This is a genomic window from Gemmatimonadaceae bacterium, from assembly GCA_036273715.1.
Lineage (GTDB): Bacteria > Gemmatimonadota > Gemmatimonadetes > Gemmatimonadales > Gemmatimonadaceae > JADGGM01.
The window spans coordinates 188,951-207,718 of sequence record DASUHB010000033.1; the positions used below are offsets into that span (position 1 = coordinate 188,951).

General features: G+C 66.3%; 14 protein-coding genes and 1 tRNA gene. 10 read left to right on the top strand and 5 right to left on the bottom strand.

What is annotated here, in order from left to right:
- Nucleotides 1-9 precede the first annotated feature (9 nt).
- From VFW04_07470 to VFW04_07480, 3 genes are all read left to right on the top strand, one after another.
- Nucleotides 10-642 carry a ferritin-like domain-containing protein gene (locus VFW04_07470; GenBank protein HEX5179152.1) on the top strand — a complete coding sequence of 211 codons (633 nt, stop codon included), beginning with the start codon at nucleotides 10-12 and terminating at the stop codon, nucleotides 640-642.
- A 182-nt stretch (nucleotides 643-824) separates the two neighbouring features.
- The gene (locus tag VFW04_07475) at nucleotides 825-1,592 is read left to right on the top strand and encodes a hypothetical protein (GenBank protein HEX5179153.1); all 768 of its coding nucleotides are present in this window, start codon (nucleotides 825-827) and stop codon (nucleotides 1,590-1,592) included.
- Between the two features lie 157 nt (nucleotides 1,593-1,749).
- Nucleotides 1,750-3,759, top strand: coding sequence for a CocE/NonD family hydrolase (locus VFW04_07480; protein ID HEX5179154.1), 2,010 nt, complete (start codon nucleotides 1,750-1,752; stop codon nucleotides 3,757-3,759).
- Nucleotides 3,760-3,846: 87 nt separating this feature from the next.
- On the opposite strand, the gene VFW04_07485 is transcribed toward VFW04_07480, so the two are convergent.
- Entirely contained in the window at nucleotides 3,847-4,320 is a 474-nt protein-coding gene (locus VFW04_07485; GenBank protein HEX5179155.1) for a nuclear transport factor 2 family protein, read from the bottom strand.
- A gap of 235 nt (nucleotides 4,321-4,555) precedes the next feature.
- On the opposite strand from VFW04_07485, the gene VFW04_07490 reads away from it, so the two are divergent.
- Both VFW04_07490 and VFW04_07495 read left to right on the top strand, forming a co-directional pair.
- Nucleotides 4,556-4,628, top strand: a tRNA-Lys gene (locus VFW04_07490).
- A 414-nt stretch (nucleotides 4,629-5,042) separates the two neighbouring features.
- Nucleotides 5,043-5,405 carry a hypothetical protein gene (locus VFW04_07495; protein HEX5179156.1) on the top strand — a complete coding sequence of 121 codons (363 nt, stop codon included), beginning with the start codon at nucleotides 5,043-5,045 and terminating at the stop codon, nucleotides 5,403-5,405.
- 67 nt (nucleotides 5,406-5,472) lie between these two features.
- On the opposite strand, the gene VFW04_07500 is transcribed toward VFW04_07495, so the two are convergent.
- On the bottom strand, nucleotides 5,473-8,115 hold the full coding sequence (locus VFW04_07500) for a M1 family aminopeptidase (GenBank protein HEX5179157.1): 2,643 nt from the start codon (nucleotides 8,113-8,115) through the stop codon (nucleotides 5,473-5,475).
- Between the two features lie 359 nt (nucleotides 8,116-8,474).
- Between VFW04_07500 and VFW04_07505 the strand changes: the two genes are divergently transcribed.
- From VFW04_07505 to VFW04_07520, 4 genes are all read left to right on the top strand, one after another.
- Nucleotides 8,475-8,804, top strand: a complete 330-nt coding sequence (locus tag VFW04_07505; GenBank protein HEX5179158.1) for a helix-turn-helix transcriptional regulator — start codon at nucleotides 8,475-8,477, stop codon at nucleotides 8,802-8,804.
- Nucleotides 8,801-11,524 (top strand): ABC transporter permease, encoded by a 2,724-nt coding sequence (locus VFW04_07510; protein ID HEX5179159.1) that lies wholly within the window; start codon nucleotides 8,801-8,803, stop codon nucleotides 11,522-11,524. Before VFW04_07505 ends, VFW04_07510 begins: the two co-directional genes overlap by 4 nt.
- Before the next feature lie 87 nt (nucleotides 11,525-11,611).
- Nucleotides 11,612-11,953, top strand: a complete 342-nt coding sequence (locus tag VFW04_07515) for a PadR family transcriptional regulator (GenBank protein HEX5179160.1) — start codon at nucleotides 11,612-11,614, stop codon at nucleotides 11,951-11,953.
- 11 nt (nucleotides 11,954-11,964) lie between these two features.
- Nucleotides 11,965-14,697 (top strand): ADOP family duplicated permease, encoded by a 2,733-nt coding sequence (locus VFW04_07520; GenBank protein HEX5179161.1) that lies wholly within the window; start codon nucleotides 11,965-11,967, stop codon nucleotides 14,695-14,697.
- Between the two features lie 295 nt (nucleotides 14,698-14,992).
- Here VFW04_07520 and VFW04_07525 read toward each other — a convergent pair whose 3' ends face one another.
- Nucleotides 14,993-15,322, bottom strand: a complete 330-nt coding sequence (locus VFW04_07525) for a PadR family transcriptional regulator (protein HEX5179162.1) — start codon at nucleotides 15,320-15,322, stop codon at nucleotides 14,993-14,995.
- Nucleotides 15,323-15,557: 235 nt separating this feature from the next.
- Between VFW04_07525 and VFW04_07530 the strand changes: the two genes are divergently transcribed.
- The gene (locus VFW04_07530; GenBank protein HEX5179163.1) at nucleotides 15,558-16,457 is read left to right on the top strand and encodes a hypothetical protein; all 900 of its coding nucleotides are present in this window, start codon (nucleotides 15,558-15,560) and stop codon (nucleotides 16,455-16,457) included.
- A 74-nt stretch (nucleotides 16,458-16,531) separates the two neighbouring features.
- Here the strand turns inward: VFW04_07530 and VFW04_07535 are convergent, their stop codons facing one another.
- Together VFW04_07535 and VFW04_07540 are read right to left on the bottom strand one after the other, a co-directional pair.
- Nucleotides 16,532-17,488 carry a GGDEF domain-containing response regulator gene (locus VFW04_07535; protein HEX5179164.1) on the bottom strand — a complete coding sequence of 319 codons (957 nt, stop codon included), beginning with the start codon at nucleotides 17,486-17,488 and terminating at the stop codon, nucleotides 16,532-16,534.
- Nucleotides 17,489-17,528: 40 nt separating this feature from the next.
- Complete coding sequence (locus VFW04_07540; GenBank protein HEX5179165.1) at nucleotides 17,529-18,692, bottom strand: sigma 54-interacting transcriptional regulator; 1,164 nt, start codon at nucleotides 18,690-18,692, stop codon at nucleotides 17,529-17,531.
- Nucleotides 18,693-18,768: the final 76 nt, after the last annotated feature.

Genomic DNA, 18,768 nt, shown 5'->3' on the forward strand with positions numbered 1-18,768 from the left:
GAGGGCACCATGTCTCTTCACGACCTCGGCGAACTGTACCTGGATCAGATCCGGGACCTCTACAGTGCCGAAACGCAGATCGTCGACGCACTTCCCAAAATGGTCGAGGCCGCGTCGCACGCTCAACTCAAGGCTGGCTTCCAGCTCCACCTCGATCAGACGCGGGAACATGTGCGCCGCCTCGAGCAAATCGCGCGGCGCTTCAACGAAGATCCCGACGGCAAGACGTGTCAGGGCATGAAGGGATTGCTGAAGGAAGGAAAGGAAACGATGAAAGAGCGCGCCGATTCCGACGTGCTCGACGCCGCACTCATTGCCGATGCGCAACGCGTGGAGCATTACGAGATCGCGGCCTACGGCTGCGCGCGCACCTATGCCGAGGCGCTCGATCGGATGGAGGATGCGCGTCTGCTGCAGCAAACTCTCGATGAGGAAGCCGAGACGGATCGCAAGCTGACGGCCATCGCCGAAAGCGTCGTCAATCCGGACGCGGGAGCGCGGCCGACGTCGACTGCGCGCTTGTCGGACCGCGACGTCACGCCATCCGCAGCCCGCGACATTGAGCCGCGCGCCGCCGCTCCATCGCGTCGCGACATCGACGAGGGCGACACGCCGTACTCGCCGGAAGCCGATCTGCGATAAGGCCCGTGCTGCCGCGCATGGCGCGCTGGTGAAGCACGCCTCGAGGGCGCGCGCGTGTCGGCGCGCGCCCTTGTGCTGGACATCTTCCCAACGCTCGCGCGCCGCCAACCGTAGGGTTGTCGACTGCACAGCGAGCGGAGCACGCGATGACCGGCGCGCGGTACCCTCTACGGTTGAGCCTGATGATGTGCGCGGCGGTTGCTTTCGCCGCGCCTCGCGTTGGGGCGCAGACCGATGAGATCCAGGTCTACACGGCCGAGATCGCCGCGCCCGGCGTCTTCAATCTGACGTGGCACAACAACTTCACGCCCGACGGCCTGCGCGACCCTGCGTTCGGGGGCGGGTTCTCGCCTAACCACACCTTCAACGGCGTCACCGAATGGGCGTACGGCGTCGCACCCTGGTTCGAGGCCGGCCTCTACCTGCCGCTCTACAGCATCACCGGCGACGGCAGTCCGATGTTCAACGGGTTCAAGCTGCGCACTCTCTTCGTCCTGCCTAACGCAGCCGAGCGGTCGTTCTTTTACGGGATCAACTTCGAGTTCAGTTGGAACGCCGGTCACTGGGATCCGCATCGGTACAGCTCCGAGATCCGTCCGATCATCGGTTGGCGGTCGGGTCCCGTGGATCTGATCGTCAATCCGATCCTGGACAACTCGTGGACGACGTTCTCGCGCCTCGACTTCGCGCCCGCATCGCGCCTCGCGTACAACGTCTCGAAGACCTGGGCGCTGGCCGCCGAGGAGTACGATGATTTCGGCGAATTACGCGGGTTCTTGCCGTCGAGGCAGCAGGCGCATCAGCTCTACGCGGTGGTGGACCGCAACGGCGAGCCGATGGACATCGAGGTCGGCGCCGGCTTCGGCCTCACGTCGGCCACCGATCATCTGGTGCTCAAGCTCATCCTGTCGCGCGATCTCAATCCGCACCGAGACGCATCGTCGCCGTGAAGGGTGCGCGCGCCGGTGTCGCGTTAGGCAGCCGCTGCGCACCTGGCCGGTCTCGCGTCCACCGCGGGAAGCGGGCCGTTCGCCTCGCGGAGATTGCTTGACACCCGCTGTTCCCGCACATAGCCTCGCAACACGACAACTATGCAGGAGAGGTGACATGGTTCGTACTCCAGGACGCGGCACCGGCGTCCGCGGCTCGGCCTGGCTCGCGCTGGCGTTGGTGCTCTCCGTCCCCGTGGGCCTTGCCGCGCAAGGTCCGGATCCGCATGCCGTCCTCGTCGCCCAGCGGAACGCCATCGAGCAGCAGCTCGAATCCGAGGCGGTCATCGATCGCAGCGTCATGGTCACGATGCGCGACGGCAAGCGCATGCTGGCCGATGTCTACCGGCCCAAGAATGCCTCGGGCAAGGTCCCGATCGTGTTTGTCCGCACGCCCTACAACTTCAACTGGTGGGACGTGAAGAACGGCGCCCCGCGCGACATGAGCCGCGAGCTCGAGGCCGTCAGGCACGGCTATGCGTACGTCGAGATGAACGAGCGCGGGCACTTCTACTCCGAGGGCAACTACGATATCCTGGGTCCGCCGCGCACGGACGGCTACGATGCCATCAAATGGATGGCCACGCAGCCGTGGTCCAACGGCAAGGTTGGCCTAACGGGTTGCTCGTCGACCGCCGAATGGCAGCTGGGCGTCGTGACCGAGGACAACCCGGGGCTCGCGACGTTCAACGTGCAGGGCTTCGGCGCCGGCGTGGGCCGCGTCGGTCCGTACTACGAGCAGGGCAACTGGTATCGCGGCGGCGCCGTGCAGATGCTGTTCATCGACTGGCTCTACGGCGAACAGAATCAGGTCCGCCCGATGCTTGCGCCCAACACGTCGCAGGCCGACATCACGCTCGCGCGCAAGATGTTCGATCTGGCGCCGCAGATGCCGCCCATCGATTGGTCGGCGCAGCTCTGGCACCTGCCCGAGGACAGCATCATCAGCTCGATCGGCGGCCCGCCGGGCATCTTCGACACCAAGATGCCGGTGGCCACGGGCGGCGACATGATCGCGCGTGCGCCCAACGATCCGGCGTGGTACAAGGGCGGCCTGTGGAACGACAGTATGTCGATCAACAAGCCCGGACTCTGGTTCATGAGCTGGTACGACGTGTCCGTTTCGCCCAACCTGGCCGCGTACAACTGGGTGCGGCAGCACGCGCAGGGCGACGTGGCCAACGAGCAGTACGCCATCATCGCGCCGGTGCTGCACTGCGCGTACACGCGTGCGACGGCGCAGACGATGATCGGCGACCTCGACGTGGGCGATGCCCGGTTTCCGTACGACTCGCTCATGTATGCGTGGTTCGACCACTTCATGAAGGGCGAGGACAACGGCATTCTCGAGAAGCAGCCCAAGGTCCAGTACTACGTGATCGGGCTCAACCAGTGGAAGTCGTCACCCACCTGGCCGCCCCCGGGCGCCAAGCCGATGACGTTCTTCCTGCACAGTGAAGGGAAGGCCAACACGCTCTACGGCGACGGTTCGTTAGGCGACACGCCGCAGCCCGGCGCCGACCGGCCCGACGGTTTCGCATACGACCCGGCGAATCCGGTCCAGACGTATGGCGGCGGCGGATGCTGCGAAGGGAACGCCGTACACTTCGGCTCATTCGACCAGCGGCCCGTCGAAGCGCGGAACGACGTGCTGGTGTACACGACCGAGCCGTTCAAGGACGGCGTGGAGATGAGCGGCCCGATCACGGTGACGCTCTACGTCTCGTCTAACCGAAAGGACACGGACTTCACCTGGCGCGTCGACGACGTGTACCCCGACGGTCGCGCGTTCAATCTGATCGAGAACATCCAGCGCATGCGCTATCGGGATGGGTACGACAAGCCCGAGGTCTGGATGCAGCCGGGGAAGGTGTACAAGGTGACGTTTCAGCCGATCGATTTCTCCAACTACTTCAAGCCCGGGCATCGGCTGCGGCTGGAGATTTCGAGCAGCAACTTCCCGCGGTTCGATCGCAACATGAACACGGGCGGCAACAACTACGACGAGAAGGTAGGGCTCGTCGCGCAGAACGCGGTGCACCACGACAAGCAGTATCCGTCGGCGGTCACGATCACGGTGGTGCCGTCCGGCGGCGGCGCGGTGCGGGCGGGAGGAAGCCAGAAGTAGCCGGAACATCTGCTGTACGCAGGTCTAACGCAGCACGTGCCCCATGCCGCGCGGAAGCGCGCGCATGGGGCATTTCGTGCGTGCAGGTCAATGTTTCGCCCAGGCCCAGCCGGTGATGCGCCATCCCGTCGCCTCGCGGTGCAGCGTCAGCGTGATGATCGACCCAACCTCTTTGACCGGCTTCCCGTTCGCCTTGTAGGCATAGTTCGCGGGTTGAACGACGTACGCCTGATCTCCGGTGATGTCGACGTGTGTCGGTTTGCCGACTGTGACCACGGGATCGGTGATATCGTGTGCTTTGGCGTCGGTATCGAAGTCGTGTGCCCACTTGGCGCAGACGCCGGCGCCGTGCCATTCGTGCGGCGGGAACTCATCGATGATGGCGCCTTCGTTCGCACACGCCGCCGACATTGCGTTGACGTCCCCCTTGTTGAACGCGTCGACGAACTGCTGCACTTTCGCCATCACCTCGCTGCGTGGCGACACAGACGTTTGTGCACTCGGAGCCAACGGAAGCCCGAGGATCAGAACTGAAACGAGTGTTGCGATACGCCCTGGCATTGGCGTGCTCCTCGGTGAAGGGCAGCGGTTTCGAGGTCCGGCTCGAGGATCATCTGCATGCGTTGCGCCCTGAGGGCAGGTGATCGGGGTGCGGGACAATACCGGGAACCAGTGACTGGCACAAATGGGGAGCGGGTATCGGCGTGCGCTATGCGGCGCGAGGATTCCTGAACTTGGACAGATTTTGGACAGGCCCTAGATTGCTGAATCGATAAGCCATTGTCTTCCACAGTCAGACCCGGTAGCTCAGTTGGTAGAGCAACGGACTTTTAATCCGTAGGTCGCGGGTTCGAGACCCGCCCGGGTCACTCCTGCAGCAGAACCGGTTAGGCAGTAGCGCTCGTCGGACCACCGGCGCCCGACGACGCAGTCGCAGCCGAGGCGTCGCGGGATCGACATCATCCAATCCGCCTTCCCTCGAACGCGCCACCAGCCCACCGCGCGATTTTGCCGCCCGCGCGGCGCTTCTCATTGCGTCAGTTTCATCTCCACTCGACCGACATCGAGTAGCTTGCGTCAGGAGCGATTCGGGCTAGAGACACCGGGCAGTCATACTTGGCGTAGCTGAGTGCCACAGGCACCGGCCAGCCTCCATCCCACGCGACGACTCACCCGCCTGACGCTCTACGACCCTCCATGACAGTCCCGCGAGTCCGCTTATTGCTTGGTTGGCTGCCATCCTCCACAAGAACGCTGCGAACTCAACCAATGGGAGACCGCCAATGAATGACATCCCACTGCGGGACGAACTCGAGACCACCTTGAAGAAGGTCGCGAAGGAGATCAGAAAGCGGGTCCATCGCGTCAAACCACCCAAGAGCCTTGAGACGCCGCTCAAACAGTCGATCGAAGCGGTACATAACGCCGTCGTGTTTGGAAAGGAGATAGTCGCGAAGAAGAGCGGCCGGAAGAAGAAGCGCACCAGAAAGACGAGCACGAAGAAGCCGAGCGCGAAGAAGGCGAACGCCAGGAAGACGAGCGCGAAGACGAGCGCCAGGAAGACAACCGCGACGAAGCCCGGCACGAAGCAGCGTAGCTCCAAGAAGAGGAGCCGGACGAAGAGTGTCGCCAAACAGTTCGCGTGATCGGCGCGCTCGCACCGCGGACGGGTATGTCGCCGAGCGGCGCGCCGACCTTTTGGACTGCGCCAGGCTACGGACCTGTGTAGGAATTATCGCGAGAGGCCTGTGCCAGCGATCGGTCGATCTCCGTCAACACGAGCGCGTCAATTTCGACGGCTTTTCGCGCCTCGAGCGCGGCAATCGCTGCGGGCCCGTTCACAACTGCCAGATCGCGCGCTGCTGCTACCCGCATGCTCGGATCATCGGATGCGAGCAACGGTTCCACGAGCCTAACGAACTCGTCGCGTGACGCGCCCGCTTTCCAGTAATGCATCGACGCGGCGATGGCAAGTTGGCGCATCGCCGCCTGCTTGACCGCGCGGCTCGAGGCGGAGTCGGTCAGCAGTCGCCGCCCGACGTCCCATCCGTTAGGCATCTGGTCGGCCTGCTGCAGCATCTCCAACCTGCTTCGTTCGCCCGCGCTGTCGAGGGCTGACTCGTCGATCCCAGGCGATGGTGCGCGTCGCGATGCACTCATCCGCTGGGATTCCTTCGCCGTCTCTCGGACGCCTTCGTCGGGGTCCGACGAAGCGAGCTCCCTGAGCCGCGCCCGGGCCTCGGCACTCGGCACCGCGAACAGAGAAAGGGCCGCGCTCGCGCGCACCGACGGCGAAGAGTCATGCGTCGCCTCCATCAATGCGGCCTGTGACGGCGCATCGAACGCGCCGGCCAGCGCCTCCACAATGCCCGCTCGAACGTGCACCGACGGGTCCGAGTGCGCCGCACGCACGACCGGCCCCATTGCCGCAGTGTCGGCGAGCGGCATCGTCGGCGTTGGTCCGTGCGAGCTGAAGAGAATGCCGATCTCCCCCCCGGTTCCGCGTGCACGGTCAACGAGGCCCCGGGCCGCCTCAATGCGCCCGTGCGAATGTGGGTCGTGCTCCAGTTGCCCGATCAACAATGCCGTCGAGCGCCGGAACGTCACCTCGCTCTGCAGCACACCAGCTGGGTCCCAGTCCACGTACGTTGGTGGCGCGGGAAGTTCCGTGCGAAACCTGGTCACTTCGCCGCTCATCGGCACCGTCACGGTCCGCGGACCGTCGCGCGTCCCGATTTCCACCGTGACCGGTGCGTCGAAGAACCCGGTAAGCGAATCGCGGCGCTGCACCTGCCTAACGGTGAGCGCGAGCTGGCGCCGCGCCGTATCATAGTCTTCCGTGATGTCGAGGAAGGGATACCCGGCGCCGTAAACCCACTGCCTGAAAAACGCGGTCAGGTCTCGGCCTGATACCTCTTCCATGACGTTCTCGAAATCGTCAGTGCCGGCGGCGTGACCGGCGTAGCGCGAGACGAATTGGCGCATGCCGGTCCAGAACACCGAGTCTCCAAGTGCCGCTTGCAGCATGCGCAACACCACCGCTCCCTTTTGCCCCGCGTGCTCCGTGTCGAGCAGTTCGATCGGCCCATACATCCACCTGTCGTAGACGAGGGGTCGTCGTTGGTCGCGGTCGGCGGCAAACGCCGACACATGCGACCAGTTCCGGATCTCGGCGACGCTGCTGTCACCATGGGCGCTCGCATACACGGCGTGCGCGATGAAATTGCCGAAGCCTTCCGCGAGCCATACATCTGACCAGTGCTTCGGCGCCACCGACATGCCGAACCACTCTTGCGCGAGCCGCCTGGTCACCGCCATCTCCGCCGACTCGCCCGGCCAACCCCGCTCGTGGTCGACGATCAGGCGGTCGTCCAACGCAGTGGTCGTGATGACCGGCCGCCAACCGTCCAGCTGCGTCCAGAATGGGAACTGTGGGACGACGAAGAGACTAACGCTGCCATGCCGCGGTCGGGGCCCGAGGAGTCGCTCGAGCGTCGTGAGAGTCTGCGTCGCAGTCGCGAATCCCGCGCGCGCCGAATCCCGCGTATCGCGCAATGCCCACCGTTCGAGGGAGGGTTGACTAACGGAGTCGGCAGGCGCGTCGAGCAAGCGTACGTATCGACCGACTGCGATCACGAGATACCGGATCGGCGTCGGATCCGATTCGACCCACCTCCACACGGCCTGGCCTTCTACAGCGCCGGACACGTCGAGATGACCGGTTGCGACGGCTTGTTCGCCTATCGGGCACCGCACTTCGACCATCCACGTTGGCCGGCTGTCCACGTCATCGATCGTCGGTAGCCAATACCGCGTGTCACGCATCATCCCCTGCGTCCACACCACCCGCGGCGCCGCCACGAAAATGACGCCGGCGCGCGGCTGCTCCACCGAATACCGAATGCTCACGGTGCCCGACGCGCGGGGCGCTAGCGTTGCCGGGAGCGCGATCCGAATCGTGCGCTCGTCGTAGTGGTACACGAGCGGCTGACCCCGAGAGTCGCTCACGGCGGCGATCTTCATGTTCATCGCGTCGACGTCAACCACCGACACCGGCGCGTCGCCGGCGACGATCTCGAGACTGGTCGTGCCGGACACGCGTTTGAGGTCGGCGTCGAATCGCACGCGGAGCTCCTGGTGGCGGAGCGAATACCCACGCTCGCGCCGGGGATGCGCCTCGCCCGGCGGCGCGGGTCCCCACGGGAAGTCCTGGCCGCCGGTAGTGTCGCTACCCGAAATCCTGAGCGTGCCCGACGCCATGGTGGGCGATGGTTTGTCGACGTGCTGCCCACGCGCGCTTCCGGGCACCACGATGCAACCGGCCGTTGCCAGCACGATCCGCCATCGGCGCGCCATCCGTGCGCGGCGCTCTGCACGCGTCCGACTCCGGTCCTGCCAAGCGCCTAACGAAAGGCTCGTTCGCTGAGTGTTGGGCGTAGGGTGGGGGCGCATGGCCTTCTACGATACGGGCATCCGTCGCCTCGCGCAATGCAGCCCGAAACGCGACAGCACGCGCCCAACCCAGTTAGGGCTCCGGATCGCCCCTCGGCGTGCGATCGGGATCGCGATCGCGGGCACCGCGATAGCCGCCCGTCCCGGCGCCTCGACGCGCCGTGTTCCCTTCCGCTCCAGGCCCTTGCGCGCGTACGCACTCCGCCCCATGATATGGCAGATACCCCAAGATACTTTCCCAAGTAAGTTGGAGGTACGACGGCATGGCCCTGCTCAAAGGCACTCTCGACGTCCTCGTCCTCAAGACCCTCTCCTGGGGACCCATGCACGGCGTCGAGATCACCACCTGGCTCGAGTCCCGCTCCGACGGGAAAATCGACGTCACCGATGCCGCCCTCCTCCAAGCCCTCCACCGGCTCGAAGAACGCGAGCTCATCGCCGCCGAGTGGGCCATCACCGATCACGGCCGCCGCGCGCGGTACTACCGCCTAACGTCCGCCGGCCGGGCCCGCCTGCGCGCCGAGTCGACGGCGTTGATCGACCACGTCAAGACCCTCACCGCAATCCTCACCGCGCGGAGCGCCGAGACATGAGCCCTCAGCGCGACCGCGACCGCGACGCATTCCGCGCCGGCGTCCGCCGGCTCTTCAAACTCCCGCTGTTTACCCGCGCCGCCGCTCGCGCCGATGCCGACGCCGAGCTCGATGCCTTCCTCGCCGAGCGCATCGACCGCCTCGTGCTAAGCGGCCTAACGCCCGCCGACGCTCGCGCGGAAGCGCTCCGCCGCCTGGGCTCCCCGGAAGGCGACGCGCGCCTCGTGCTTCGCCGCTCCGCCCAACGACGCCAACGCCACCAATGGCTCCGGCAGGCCGCCGCCGACCTCCGCGAAGATCTGCGAATTGCCGTCCGTCGCTTCGCCCACAGCCCGGCCTTCACCGCCACCGCCCTCTTGACGCTGGCCTTCGGCATCGGGGCCAACACGGCCATCTTCAGTGCCGTGCACGGATTGCTGCTCGCGCCGCTCGCCTTCCCGAACGGCAACCGCATCGTCATGCCGATGCAGGAGAACGATCGCTATCGAGGCGACAGCCGCTTCGAACGCCGCAACATGGCCGGTGCGCTCATCGAGGCGTGGCAGCAGCGGACGCACACCGTCGAGGACATTGCCGCCGCATCCGAGGACATGTTCTCGCTCGACGCCGATGGCACGATCGACACGCTCACCAGCGCCGTCGTGACCGTCAACTTCCTCCCAATGCTCGGCGTCGAGCCGCTCGTTGGGCGAGGATTCTCTCCGGGCGACGTGGTGCGTCACGGCCCGCCTAACGTTGCCGTGATCAGCGAGGCGCTGTGGCGGCAGAGCTACGCCGGCCGCAGCGACATCGTCGGCCGCACCGTCACGCTCGATGGACGCCCGCTTGCGATCATCGGCGTCGCGCCGGCCGGCCTCAATATTCCGTTGTCGCACAAAACGCCCCCGGACATGTGGGTGCCCGGAGCCCTGACCGATGCCGTCGACGGCGGCACGGGCAGTTTGGACATCAGCCCCTCCGTCTTCGCGCTCCTGCGTCCGGGTGTCTCCGTGGACGTGGCCTCGCGCGAGCTCGAATCGATCGCCGCGGGCGTGCCCCACGCCGCTGGACTCGGCGGCCGGCTGCGCGTGATGCGCGCACAGGATTTCGTCAACGCGGGCGAGACCCGCGCCCTCGAGGTGCTCTTCGCCGCCGTCGGCGCACTGCTGCTCACCGCGTGTGCGACCGTCGCCAACCTGTTGCTCGCGCGTGCGTGGACCCGGCAGCGTGAATTCGCCATCCGCGGTGCGTTAGGCGCCGGCCGCCGTCGCCTCGCGCGGCAGGTGCTCACCGAGAGCATGTCGCTCGCCCTCGCCGGCGGACTCCTCGGCATCGGCGTAGCCGGGCTCACGCTTCGCGTCATCGTCGCACTCAGGCCGCCCGGACTCGACCGTCTGGCCGATGTCCACATCGAGCCGGCGGTGCTGCTGTGGACGCTCGTCGTGTCGGTGCTCACCGGCCTGTCGTTCGGATGCGCGCCGGCGTTCTTTGCCGGTTTGCATCCCGTTGGTGACGTGCTCCGCCGCGAGATGCGCGGCGGATCCGCGGGCGTCATCTCACGCCGCGTGCGATCGACACTCGTCGTCCTGCAGATCGCCGCATCGCTCGCGCTGCTCGTTGCGTCGGGCCTGCTCGTGCGCTCGTTCGCCGCGCTCCAGCGCATGCCACTCGGCTTCGAACCGCGGGGACTGCTCTATGCCGACGTGCTCATCGCCGGCACGCGCGAGCAGCGCGGCACGATCCGCGATGAAATCATTCGCCACCTTCAATCGCTCCGCGATGTCACCGGCGTCTCGATTGGCGTGATGCCCGGCAAAGGATGGCTCGGCGGCGGCGTCGAGGCCGAAATCGATCCGGAAGGTCACACGGCCGATGTACCGGCGTTGGGCACCATCATGATGTCGCCCGGTTACTTGCGCGTGGCGCGCATCCCGCTCCTGGCCGGTCGGCTCCCCGACTCGACCTCGTTCTCGTCGTTAGGCCCAGCCGGCTGGTCTTCCGAAGTGCTCGTGAACCGCGCGCTCGCTCGGCGTCTCTGGCCCGCGGGACGCGCGATCGGCGCGCACCTCCGCGAAAAACCGTTCCCGGGTCGCCCTCCGGCCCCGTGGTCGACCGTCGTCGGCGTAACGAGCGATACACGAATTCCGGGCGAGAGCGGCGATGTTGCCGCATACCAGGTCTACACGATCGACCGGCTGGTCAGCGAGGTCCCGTTCGTCGTTCGCACGACCATGTCGGGTGACGATGCTGCGCCGATCGTCAAGCGCGCGATCACGGCGGTCGATCCGCACATCTTCGCGCGCCCGATTCTTTCGGGGGACACGTATCTGCGCGACGGTCTCGCGCCGACGCGGTTTGCCATGTCGCTGCTCACAGCCTTCGGGGTCGTCGCCCTCGCACTCGCAGCGATCGGATTGTCGGGCGTGATCGCGTACAGCGTGAGCCAGCGGACGCGCGAGATCGGCATTCGCCTCGCGTTGGGCGCCGATCCGAGTCGAGTAGTGCGGCACGTCGTCAGCGGCGGCCTCGGCCTCGTCGCGTTGGGCATCGCCCTCGGCGCCGCTGCCGCGCTGGCCGCGACGCGGGCCCTGTCGAGCATGCTCTACGGCGTCGGCGCGGCCGACCCGCCCACGTTCGTCGCGATTGCGCTGCTCGTCGGCGCGATCGCGTTGGTGGCGTCGTACGTCCCTGCGCGCCGCGCGTTGCGCATCGATCCCGCAGAAACGCTACGCGCGGACTGAAGGCCACCGCGACGTGCGTCTTGACGACGCCGCCCGGCGGCCGCACATTTCGCTTACCTTAGAACGCACGGGGAACGTACTGTAGCTATGGACGACGGCCTTCCGTTGCTCAAAGGCACCCTCGACCTTCTGGTCCTAAAGACCCTGAGCTGGGGTCCCCTGCACGGCTACGCCATCGCGACCTGGCTCGAGGAGCGTTCCGAGGGCACACTCGGCGTCGACGACAGCGCGCTGTACCAAGCCCTCCAGCGTATGGAAGGTCGAGGGTTGCTCGCCGCAGAGTGGGGAACGACGGACAACAACCGCCGGGCCCGGTATTACAAACTCACGGCAGCCGGCCGGCGCCGCCTCCGCGAAGAATCCGCCACCTGGATGCGCTATACCCAATCGGTGAGCAGCATTCTCTCTCTCGCGAGTCGCACCGTCTAACGGAGCAATCCATGCGCGACGCACCGAAGTACCGCCGCCTGTTCGAGCTCCGACTCGGTGGTGCCCGCCGCAGCGCTCTCGAAATGGATCTCGAGATCGAAAGCCACATCGCGATGCGCATCGCCGATCTCGTGCGACAGGGATTGACACCGGAAGCCGCACGAATTGCGGCGCTCGCTCGATTCGGGAACTTCGACGCCGCACGCGCCCGTCTGCAGGCCGGCGCATACCAACGCGACAGGATGCTGAGCCAGCGCGACCGGCTCGGTGTCGTTCTCGCCGACCTTCGGTACGCCGTTCGCCAAGCGCGGCGCACTCCCGGCTTCGTCGCCGCCGTCGTCGTCACGTTGGCGTTAGGGATCGGTGCGAACACGGCAATGTTCTCCATCGTCGACCGGCTGCTCTTCCGCGCACCGACGATGCTGCGTCACCCCTCGCTCAGCCATCGCATCTATCTGGCAGACGCGTATCGCGGTCAAACGTCCTACAGCGCGTACATTCCCTACGCCCGCTACATCGACTTCACGAAGTCGACCACGGCGTTCAGCCGCTTCGCTCAAGTGAACGAAATCGGCATGGCGATCGGCGCCGGCGCCGATACACGCCAGGTGCAAGTGGGTGTCGTCACCGCCAGCTTCTTCGACTTCTTCGACGCGCCCCCTGCGCTCGGCCGCTATTATACGCCGACGGAAGACCGCCCGCCTAACGGAGCGCCGGTTGTGGTGCTCTCCTACGGCCTGTGGCAAACCGCGTATGGCGGCGCGCGTGATGTGCTGGGCGCCCCCATCCAGATCGGCGCCACCACGTACTCGATCATCGGCGTTGCACCTCGCGGTTTCGTGGGGCTCTGGCCGGACAGCCCGCCTGCTGCATTCGTACCGCTTGCCGCCTACGCACCCGAGATCAGCGCCCGCATGCTCGGCAGCGGCGATCGCTGGTGGACCACCTACAATTTCACGTGGGCGAAGGTGATCGCCGAGCGCAAGCCGAATGTGAGTGTGGCCACAGCCGCGGCCGATCTGAGCCGGGCCTATGAGCGCAGCTACCAGGAGGCGATGAGCACGGCCGCCGGCAGGCAGCCGCTCTCCGTCGACCGGCCCGGCGCCATCGTCGCCTCGATCATCAGCGAGCGCGGGCCGAACGAGTCGAGCACCGCGAAGGTGGCCACCTGGATTAGCGGTGTTGCCGTCATAGTCTGGCTCATTGCCTGCGCCAATGTTGCCAATCTGCTCCTGGCGCGCGCACTCCGCCGCCGCCGCGAAATCGCAGTGCGGCTCGCCCTCGGCGTGAGCCGCGCGCGCCTCGCGTCGCAGCTCCTCACCGAGAGCCTGCTGCTGTCGTTAGGCGGCGGCGTGATCGGCGTCGCGGTCGCACAGTGGGGAGGCGTTCTGCTACGCTCACACTTCCTCTCGAGCAGCGCCCGACCCGCCGTGGCGACCGATGGACCCACGCTGCTCTATGCCGGAGCCGCTGCGCTCCTCGCGGGTCTCCTCGCGGACTTGGCGCCAATGCTGCAAACGCGGCGCGCCGACCTCGTGGACCCCCTCAAGGCCGGCGTGCGGGAGGGCACGTGCCAGCGGTCGCGCCTCCGCGGCGCGCTGCTTGTGTTCCAGGGAGCGCTGTCGGTCGTGCTGCTGGTCGGTGCCGGATTGTTCGTGCGCAGTCTCCGCGCAGTGAACGAGGTACCGCTCGGCTACGACGCGACCCACCTGCTCACGGTCGACCTCTCCATGCGCGGCGTATCGCTCGATAGCGCGCAAAATATCGCGCTCCGTCAGCGTCTGATCGAGGCGGCGGAGTCGCATCCCGATGTCACCAGCGCCACGCGGCAGCTGTCGGTTCCGTTTTTGAGCCACTGGGCCGTGCAGTTGTACGTGCCCGGCATCGACTCGGTCGCGCGGTTAGGCCAGTTCGAGCTGAACGCGGTGTCGTCCGAATACTTCAAGACGATGGGCACGCGCATCCTCGCCGGCCGCGCCATCGGCCCCGCGGATCGCGACGGCTCGCCGCAGGTCATGGTCGTGAGTCAAGCGATGGCCAAGATGCTCTGGCCGGGTCGCAACCCGATTGGCCAATGCGTCAGAGTTCAAGCGGACACGCTGCCGTGCACCTACGTGGTCGGAGTTGCGGAAGACATCAAAGTACGCGAGCTCGACAACGATCCCGGCCTCTTCTATTACCTGTCGGCGGCACAATTCCATCCCGACGCCGGCGGCCTGTTCGTTAGGACGCGCCGCCCAGCCAACGAGGTTCAAGCGGACATCCGGACGCACCTGCAACGTGTGATGCCCGGCACGTCCTACGTGGAGGTGTGGCCCATGAGCGAGTTGGTGGGCGAACAGAGCCGGTCGTGGCGGCTTGGCGCAACCATGTTCGTCGTCTTCGGAGCGCTCGCGCTGCTGATCGCGGCCATCGGTCTCTACAGCGCTGTCGCCTACAATGTTGCCCAACGGACCCACGAGCTCGGTGTTCGCGCTGCGTTAGGCGCGCGGATGCAGGACCTGACGCGACTGGTCGTACGCGAGACGATGCAGGTCACGCTCCTCGGCGTTGCGCTCGGGACCGCGATCGCACTGGTCGCGGCCCCTTGGGTCGCGCCGCTCCTGTTTCGCGAATCGCCGCGCGATCCGTGGGTGTTCGGCGTCGTCGCGGGTGTGGTGTTCGTCGTCGCGGCGATTGCCAGCGTCCTCCCCGCCCAACGCGCCGCGCGGGCCGATCCCATGTGGGCACTTCGCTCGGACTGATGCGACGAGCTCACCGCTCGCTCGTGAGCGCCACCGCCGGCGCTCCCGCCTGGCCGCGGAGCGGCGCAAGCGGTCGCGCAGCTCGTGGCCCGGGGCGTCGCCTAACCGACGCAGCGCCTCGGCGCGCGCGTCGCCCCGTGTCATCCCCCGCGCCACGCGATCGTCCGATCGCGCGTCGAGAAAACTCGACAACTCGTCGTCGGCGTCCGCTTGCGCGTCCCGGCCGGGCTGCGCGTCGAGTCGGAACAATCGGCGCACCCGCGCCGGCAACCGTGGGTCGGTCATGATCCGTTCCTCAGGCGTGCAACGTTCGACTGTTCAACACCGACGTCAGCGCGTCCACGTACTCGCTGAGCCGCTTGGTCTCGGTGCGCAGGTGGGCGCGCCCGGCGGCCGTTAGGCGGTAGTACCGCGCGCGACGCCCGTTCTCCGTCTGCCCCCACTCGGCCTCGAGCAGATGGCGCTCCTCCATGCGATGGAGGGCCTGCATGAGCGCGGCGTCTTCCACGCTCAGCCGTCCGCCCGACCGCTCCTCCAACCATTTCGCGATCTCGAACGCGTGCATCGGCGTCCACGACAGCGTCTTGAGCACCAGGACGTCGAGCGTCCCTTTCACCAGCGCCATGATCCGCGCCTCCACAGGACAGTGTCTACCCCAACACTCTACCCCTACAGGTCCGTTGGCGCAAGTGTGGCGCGGCTCGAGTCGCGATGCGACGCCCGGCCTTTGTGACCGACCTCACAGGTGGTGACAGTTAGATTTGTTGGTCGTACTCGACGTATCGAGACTCGCAGCTCGGTCTCCGACGCTGCCGCCGCCCAACGACGGGCCGCGGCTCCACCACTTCCGGGAGTTCTAGATGCGACGCGTTCTTACGCTGCTGGTCGTTTTCACCCTGGCCGCCTGCGATCGCTCCGGATTCGGCACTGCCGGCCACGCCTCCGCCATCGATTCGGTCCATGCATTGAACACCCAGCTCGCGCAGGCACATACCGTGGCCGCGCAGCAGGACTCGCTCATGCAGGGCTTCACCGAAACCACCAAGCTCCTCGATTCGATCGACAGCGAGATCTCGCACGTGAAGGGACTCAAGTCCCACGTGCCCCTCGCGGTGCAGGGCGACTCGGCGCAAGATCCCAAGGCCGCCTACCGCGCGAATCTGCTGGGCAAGGTCAAAGACGTGACCGCGCTCCTCAGCGCCAGCCGTGCACGGGTGCGCCGCTTCGCCGCCAACAACAGCGCGCTCAAGACCCAGATCGATCAGTACCAGCAGACCATCACGTCGCTCCAGGCGATGGTCGATCGTCAGAAACAGGACATTCTCGTCCTAACGGGACGCGTCGACAGCCTCACCACGGCCAACACGCAACTCGCCGCCGGCGAAGCCGCGGTGACCGACACGATGCACACGCTGCGTCGTGAGAACAACACGGTGTACTACATCATCGGCACGAAGGATGACCTCGAGAAGCGCGGCATCGTGGTCGAGGAAGGCTCCAAGTTCCTCTTCTTCGGACACAAGGCGCTCGTGCCGGCGCGCAAACTCGACCCGACGGTCTTCACGGCCATCGACAAGTTTACGACCACGACCATTACGATTCCGAATCCCGACAAGGGCTACAAGATCATCTCGCGCCAGGACCCGTCGTTGGTCGACCAGCCGTTGACTTCCGCCGGCAAGCCGAGCGGCGAGCTGCACATCTCCGATCCGACGAATTTCTGGTCGGCATCCAAGTACCTCATCATCGTTGCCGGCTGACCACCCGCCGCCCAACGCAAACGGGGCGCGGTGCCGTGCGGCACCGCGCCCCGTTTGCGTTGGCCCTCACTCGGTTAGTCCGCCCGCGGCGCGACGCCGCGAACTCCCGACGCGCTGAAGCGCGTCGGCATCGCCGGCGTCCCCGGCGACGACGGCCGTTTCGTCCGCTTCTGCTCGTACATGAGCGCGTCCGCACGGTCCAGCAAATCGTCCAACGGACACGGGAAGTCCGGATCGTAGTATGCGATCCCCATGCTCAGCGATAATCGGTAGCGCCGCTCGGGCCGCTCGTTCCGCCGCGCCAGGTTCTCCTGGAGTCGCGTGACCCAGTGCTCCTGCGCTAACCCGACGGTTTCGAGCGCCAGCACCACGAACTCGTCGCCGCCAATGCGAGCGATGATGTCCGATTCCCGAAATGTCTCTTTCAGGAGATCCGCGGCCTCGATCAAGGCCAGATCGCCTTCGCGATGCCCGAGCGAATCGTTGATCTCCTTCAGCCCGTCGAGATCCACGAAGATGTGCGACACGCGCTTGCGCATCCGGTCCGCCATCTTCATGTGCTGTCGCGCCAGCGTCTGAAAGCCGCGGCGGTTGTACAGACCGGTGAGATCATCCACCAGCGCCATCGCCCGAAGGGCCATCTGCAACTGGTGTCGCTCGATGGCGTAGCGGATGGCCCGCACGAGCATCGCGCCGTTGCGATCACCGCCGATGCATTCCTCGGCGCCGGCCTTGATGGCGCGGACGGCGACCGCGTCGTCCTCGTGCGGCGCCAACACCACGACCGGCACGTCGGGCGCATGATCACGCACGCGCGCAATCAGCTCGAATCCGTTCTCGTCGTCGGAGCGGAGCGACACGAGCATCGCGTCGAAGCGGTCTTCGGAGAGATGGCGCAGGGCGTCCGTAGATTCCGCCGCATGCAGAAGATCGACGGCCGACAGACCGCCGTCGTGCAACGCCGAGATGAGCTCCGGCACTTCCGGCTCGCGTTCCGCAACGAGCAGAATTTTGGTCGTGCTGACGCTCATCGTGTCCGCTCCTCTCCACCGCACCGCCCCCGGACCGGCATCACTCGCCGGCGGCTCCGGGCGGATGGTGGATTCCATACTCGCGCATCTTCCTCGCGAGCGTTGGACGCGAGATGCCGAGAATGCGGGACGCGGCGCTGCGATTTCCACGCGTGATTTGCAGCGTCATCTGCACCGCCTCTTTCTCGATGGCATCGAGCGCTTTGCCTTCAGGCGGAATTCGGATTTCACGAACGGGTCCCGTCGCGCGCGTCGCCGGCAGCGTCGTACGCTGCTGGATCATGAGGTGCTCGGCGTGGATGGCGCTTCCATCGCTCAAGATGGCCGCATGCTCGATGACGTTCTTGAGCTCGCGGATGTTCCCGGGCCAGGTATGCGCGCGCAGCGCGGCGATGGCGTCGGGCTCGAGCGTTTTCGTCTCGAGCTGCTGCTGACGTGCGAGGTCCGCCAGGAAATGACGGGCCAATATCTCGACGTCTCCCTCGCGCTCGCGGAGCGGCGGGAGCGCGATGCGGAACACGTTCAGCCGGTAGTACAGGTCCTCCCGAAATTCCAATCTGGTGACGGCGTCGTGCAGGGCCGTGTTGGCCGCGGCGATGATCCGGCAGCTGATCTCGATTTCCTGCAATCCACCCAGCCGGCGCACGCGACGCTCTTCGAGCGCGCGCAGCAATTTCGGCTGCAAGCGGGGCGGCATCTCGCCGATTTCATCGAGGAACAGCGTGCCCGTCGACGCCAGCTCCATGAGACCGCGCTTCTGCGCACGCGCATCGGTGAACGCGCCGCGCTCGTGTCCGAACAGCTCGGACTCGAGCAACGTCTCGGGGATGGCCGCGCAATTCACGGCCACGAAAGGCTCGCCTCGCGTCGGACCCGCGTAGTGGATGCCGCGCGCGAACAGCTCTTTGCCCGTGCCGGTTTCGCCGACGATGAGCACGGTGGTCAGGCGGCTTCCGGCGACCTTGCGGGCCCGGTCCAGCGCATCGCCTAACGCAGTACTCGAGCCGACGATGCTCTCGAGGCCGAGCGGCGGACTCTGGCGGGACCCGCCATCGGTAGAGCTGGCCGATGGGAAGCTCGCGCCTAACGCAGGCACGATGCGCGGCGGCGACGCGTTCGTCGCTTTGGCCGCTGTTTCGCGACTCGCGCCCTGGGCGATCGGGCCGTTGGATCTCGAGGAGTCGTCGGACGGAAAATCCGGCATGGGATTCGGGACGGGGTCAGTGCGCGGAAACGAACCGGCGCACGCTGGATGCACTCTGCATCGACGATCGAGGCAG

What these genes read in the sequence shown, in the direction of transcription:
- VFW04_07520 (HEX5179161.1), top strand. Translation starts at nt 11,965, where the DNA reads ATGCGCGACGCACCGAAGTACCGCCGCCTGTTCGAGCTCCGACTCGGT.
- VFW04_07510 (HEX5179159.1), top strand. Translation starts at nt 8,801, where the DNA reads ATGAGCCCTCAGCGCGACCGCGACCGCGACGCATTCCGCGCCGGCGTC.
- VFW04_07530 (HEX5179163.1), top strand. Translation starts at nt 15,558, where the DNA reads ATGCGACGCGTTCTTACGCTGCTGGTCGTTTTCACCCTGGCCGCCTGC.
- VFW04_07525 (HEX5179162.1), bottom strand. Translation starts at nt 15,322, where the DNA reads ATGGCGCTGGTGAAAGGGACGCTCGACGTCCTGGTGCTCAAGACGCTG.
- VFW04_07505 (HEX5179158.1), top strand. Translation starts at nt 8,475, where the DNA reads ATGGCCCTGCTCAAAGGCACTCTCGACGTCCTCGTCCTCAAGACCCTC.
- VFW04_07535 (HEX5179164.1), bottom strand. Translation starts at nt 17,488, where the DNA reads ATGAGCGTCAGCACGACCAAAATTCTGCTCGTTGCGGAACGCGAGCCG.
- VFW04_07480 (HEX5179154.1), top strand. Translation starts at nt 1,750, where the DNA reads ATGGTTCGTACTCCAGGACGCGGCACCGGCGTCCGCGGCTCGGCCTGG.
- VFW04_07540 (HEX5179165.1), bottom strand. Translation starts at nt 18,692, where the DNA reads ATGCCGGATTTTCCGTCCGACGACTCCTCGAGATCCAACGGCCCGATC.
- VFW04_07495 (HEX5179156.1), top strand. Translation starts at nt 5,043, where the DNA reads ATGAATGACATCCCACTGCGGGACGAACTCGAGACCACCTTGAAGAAG.
- VFW04_07485 (HEX5179155.1), bottom strand. Translation starts at nt 4,320, where the DNA reads ATGCCAGGGCGTATCGCAACACTCGTTTCAGTTCTGATCCTCGGGCTT.
- VFW04_07475 (HEX5179153.1), top strand. Translation starts at nt 825, where the DNA reads ATGATGTGCGCGGCGGTTGCTTTCGCCGCGCCTCGCGTTGGGGCGCAG.
- VFW04_07470 (HEX5179152.1), top strand. Translation starts at nt 10, where the DNA reads ATGTCTCTTCACGACCTCGGCGAACTGTACCTGGATCAGATCCGGGAC.
- VFW04_07515 (HEX5179160.1), top strand. Translation starts at nt 11,612, where the DNA reads ATGGACGACGGCCTTCCGTTGCTCAAAGGCACCCTCGACCTTCTGGTC.
- VFW04_07500 (HEX5179157.1), bottom strand. Translation starts at nt 8,115, where the DNA reads ATGGCGCGCCGATGGCGGATCGTGCTGGCAACGGCCGGTTGCATCGTG.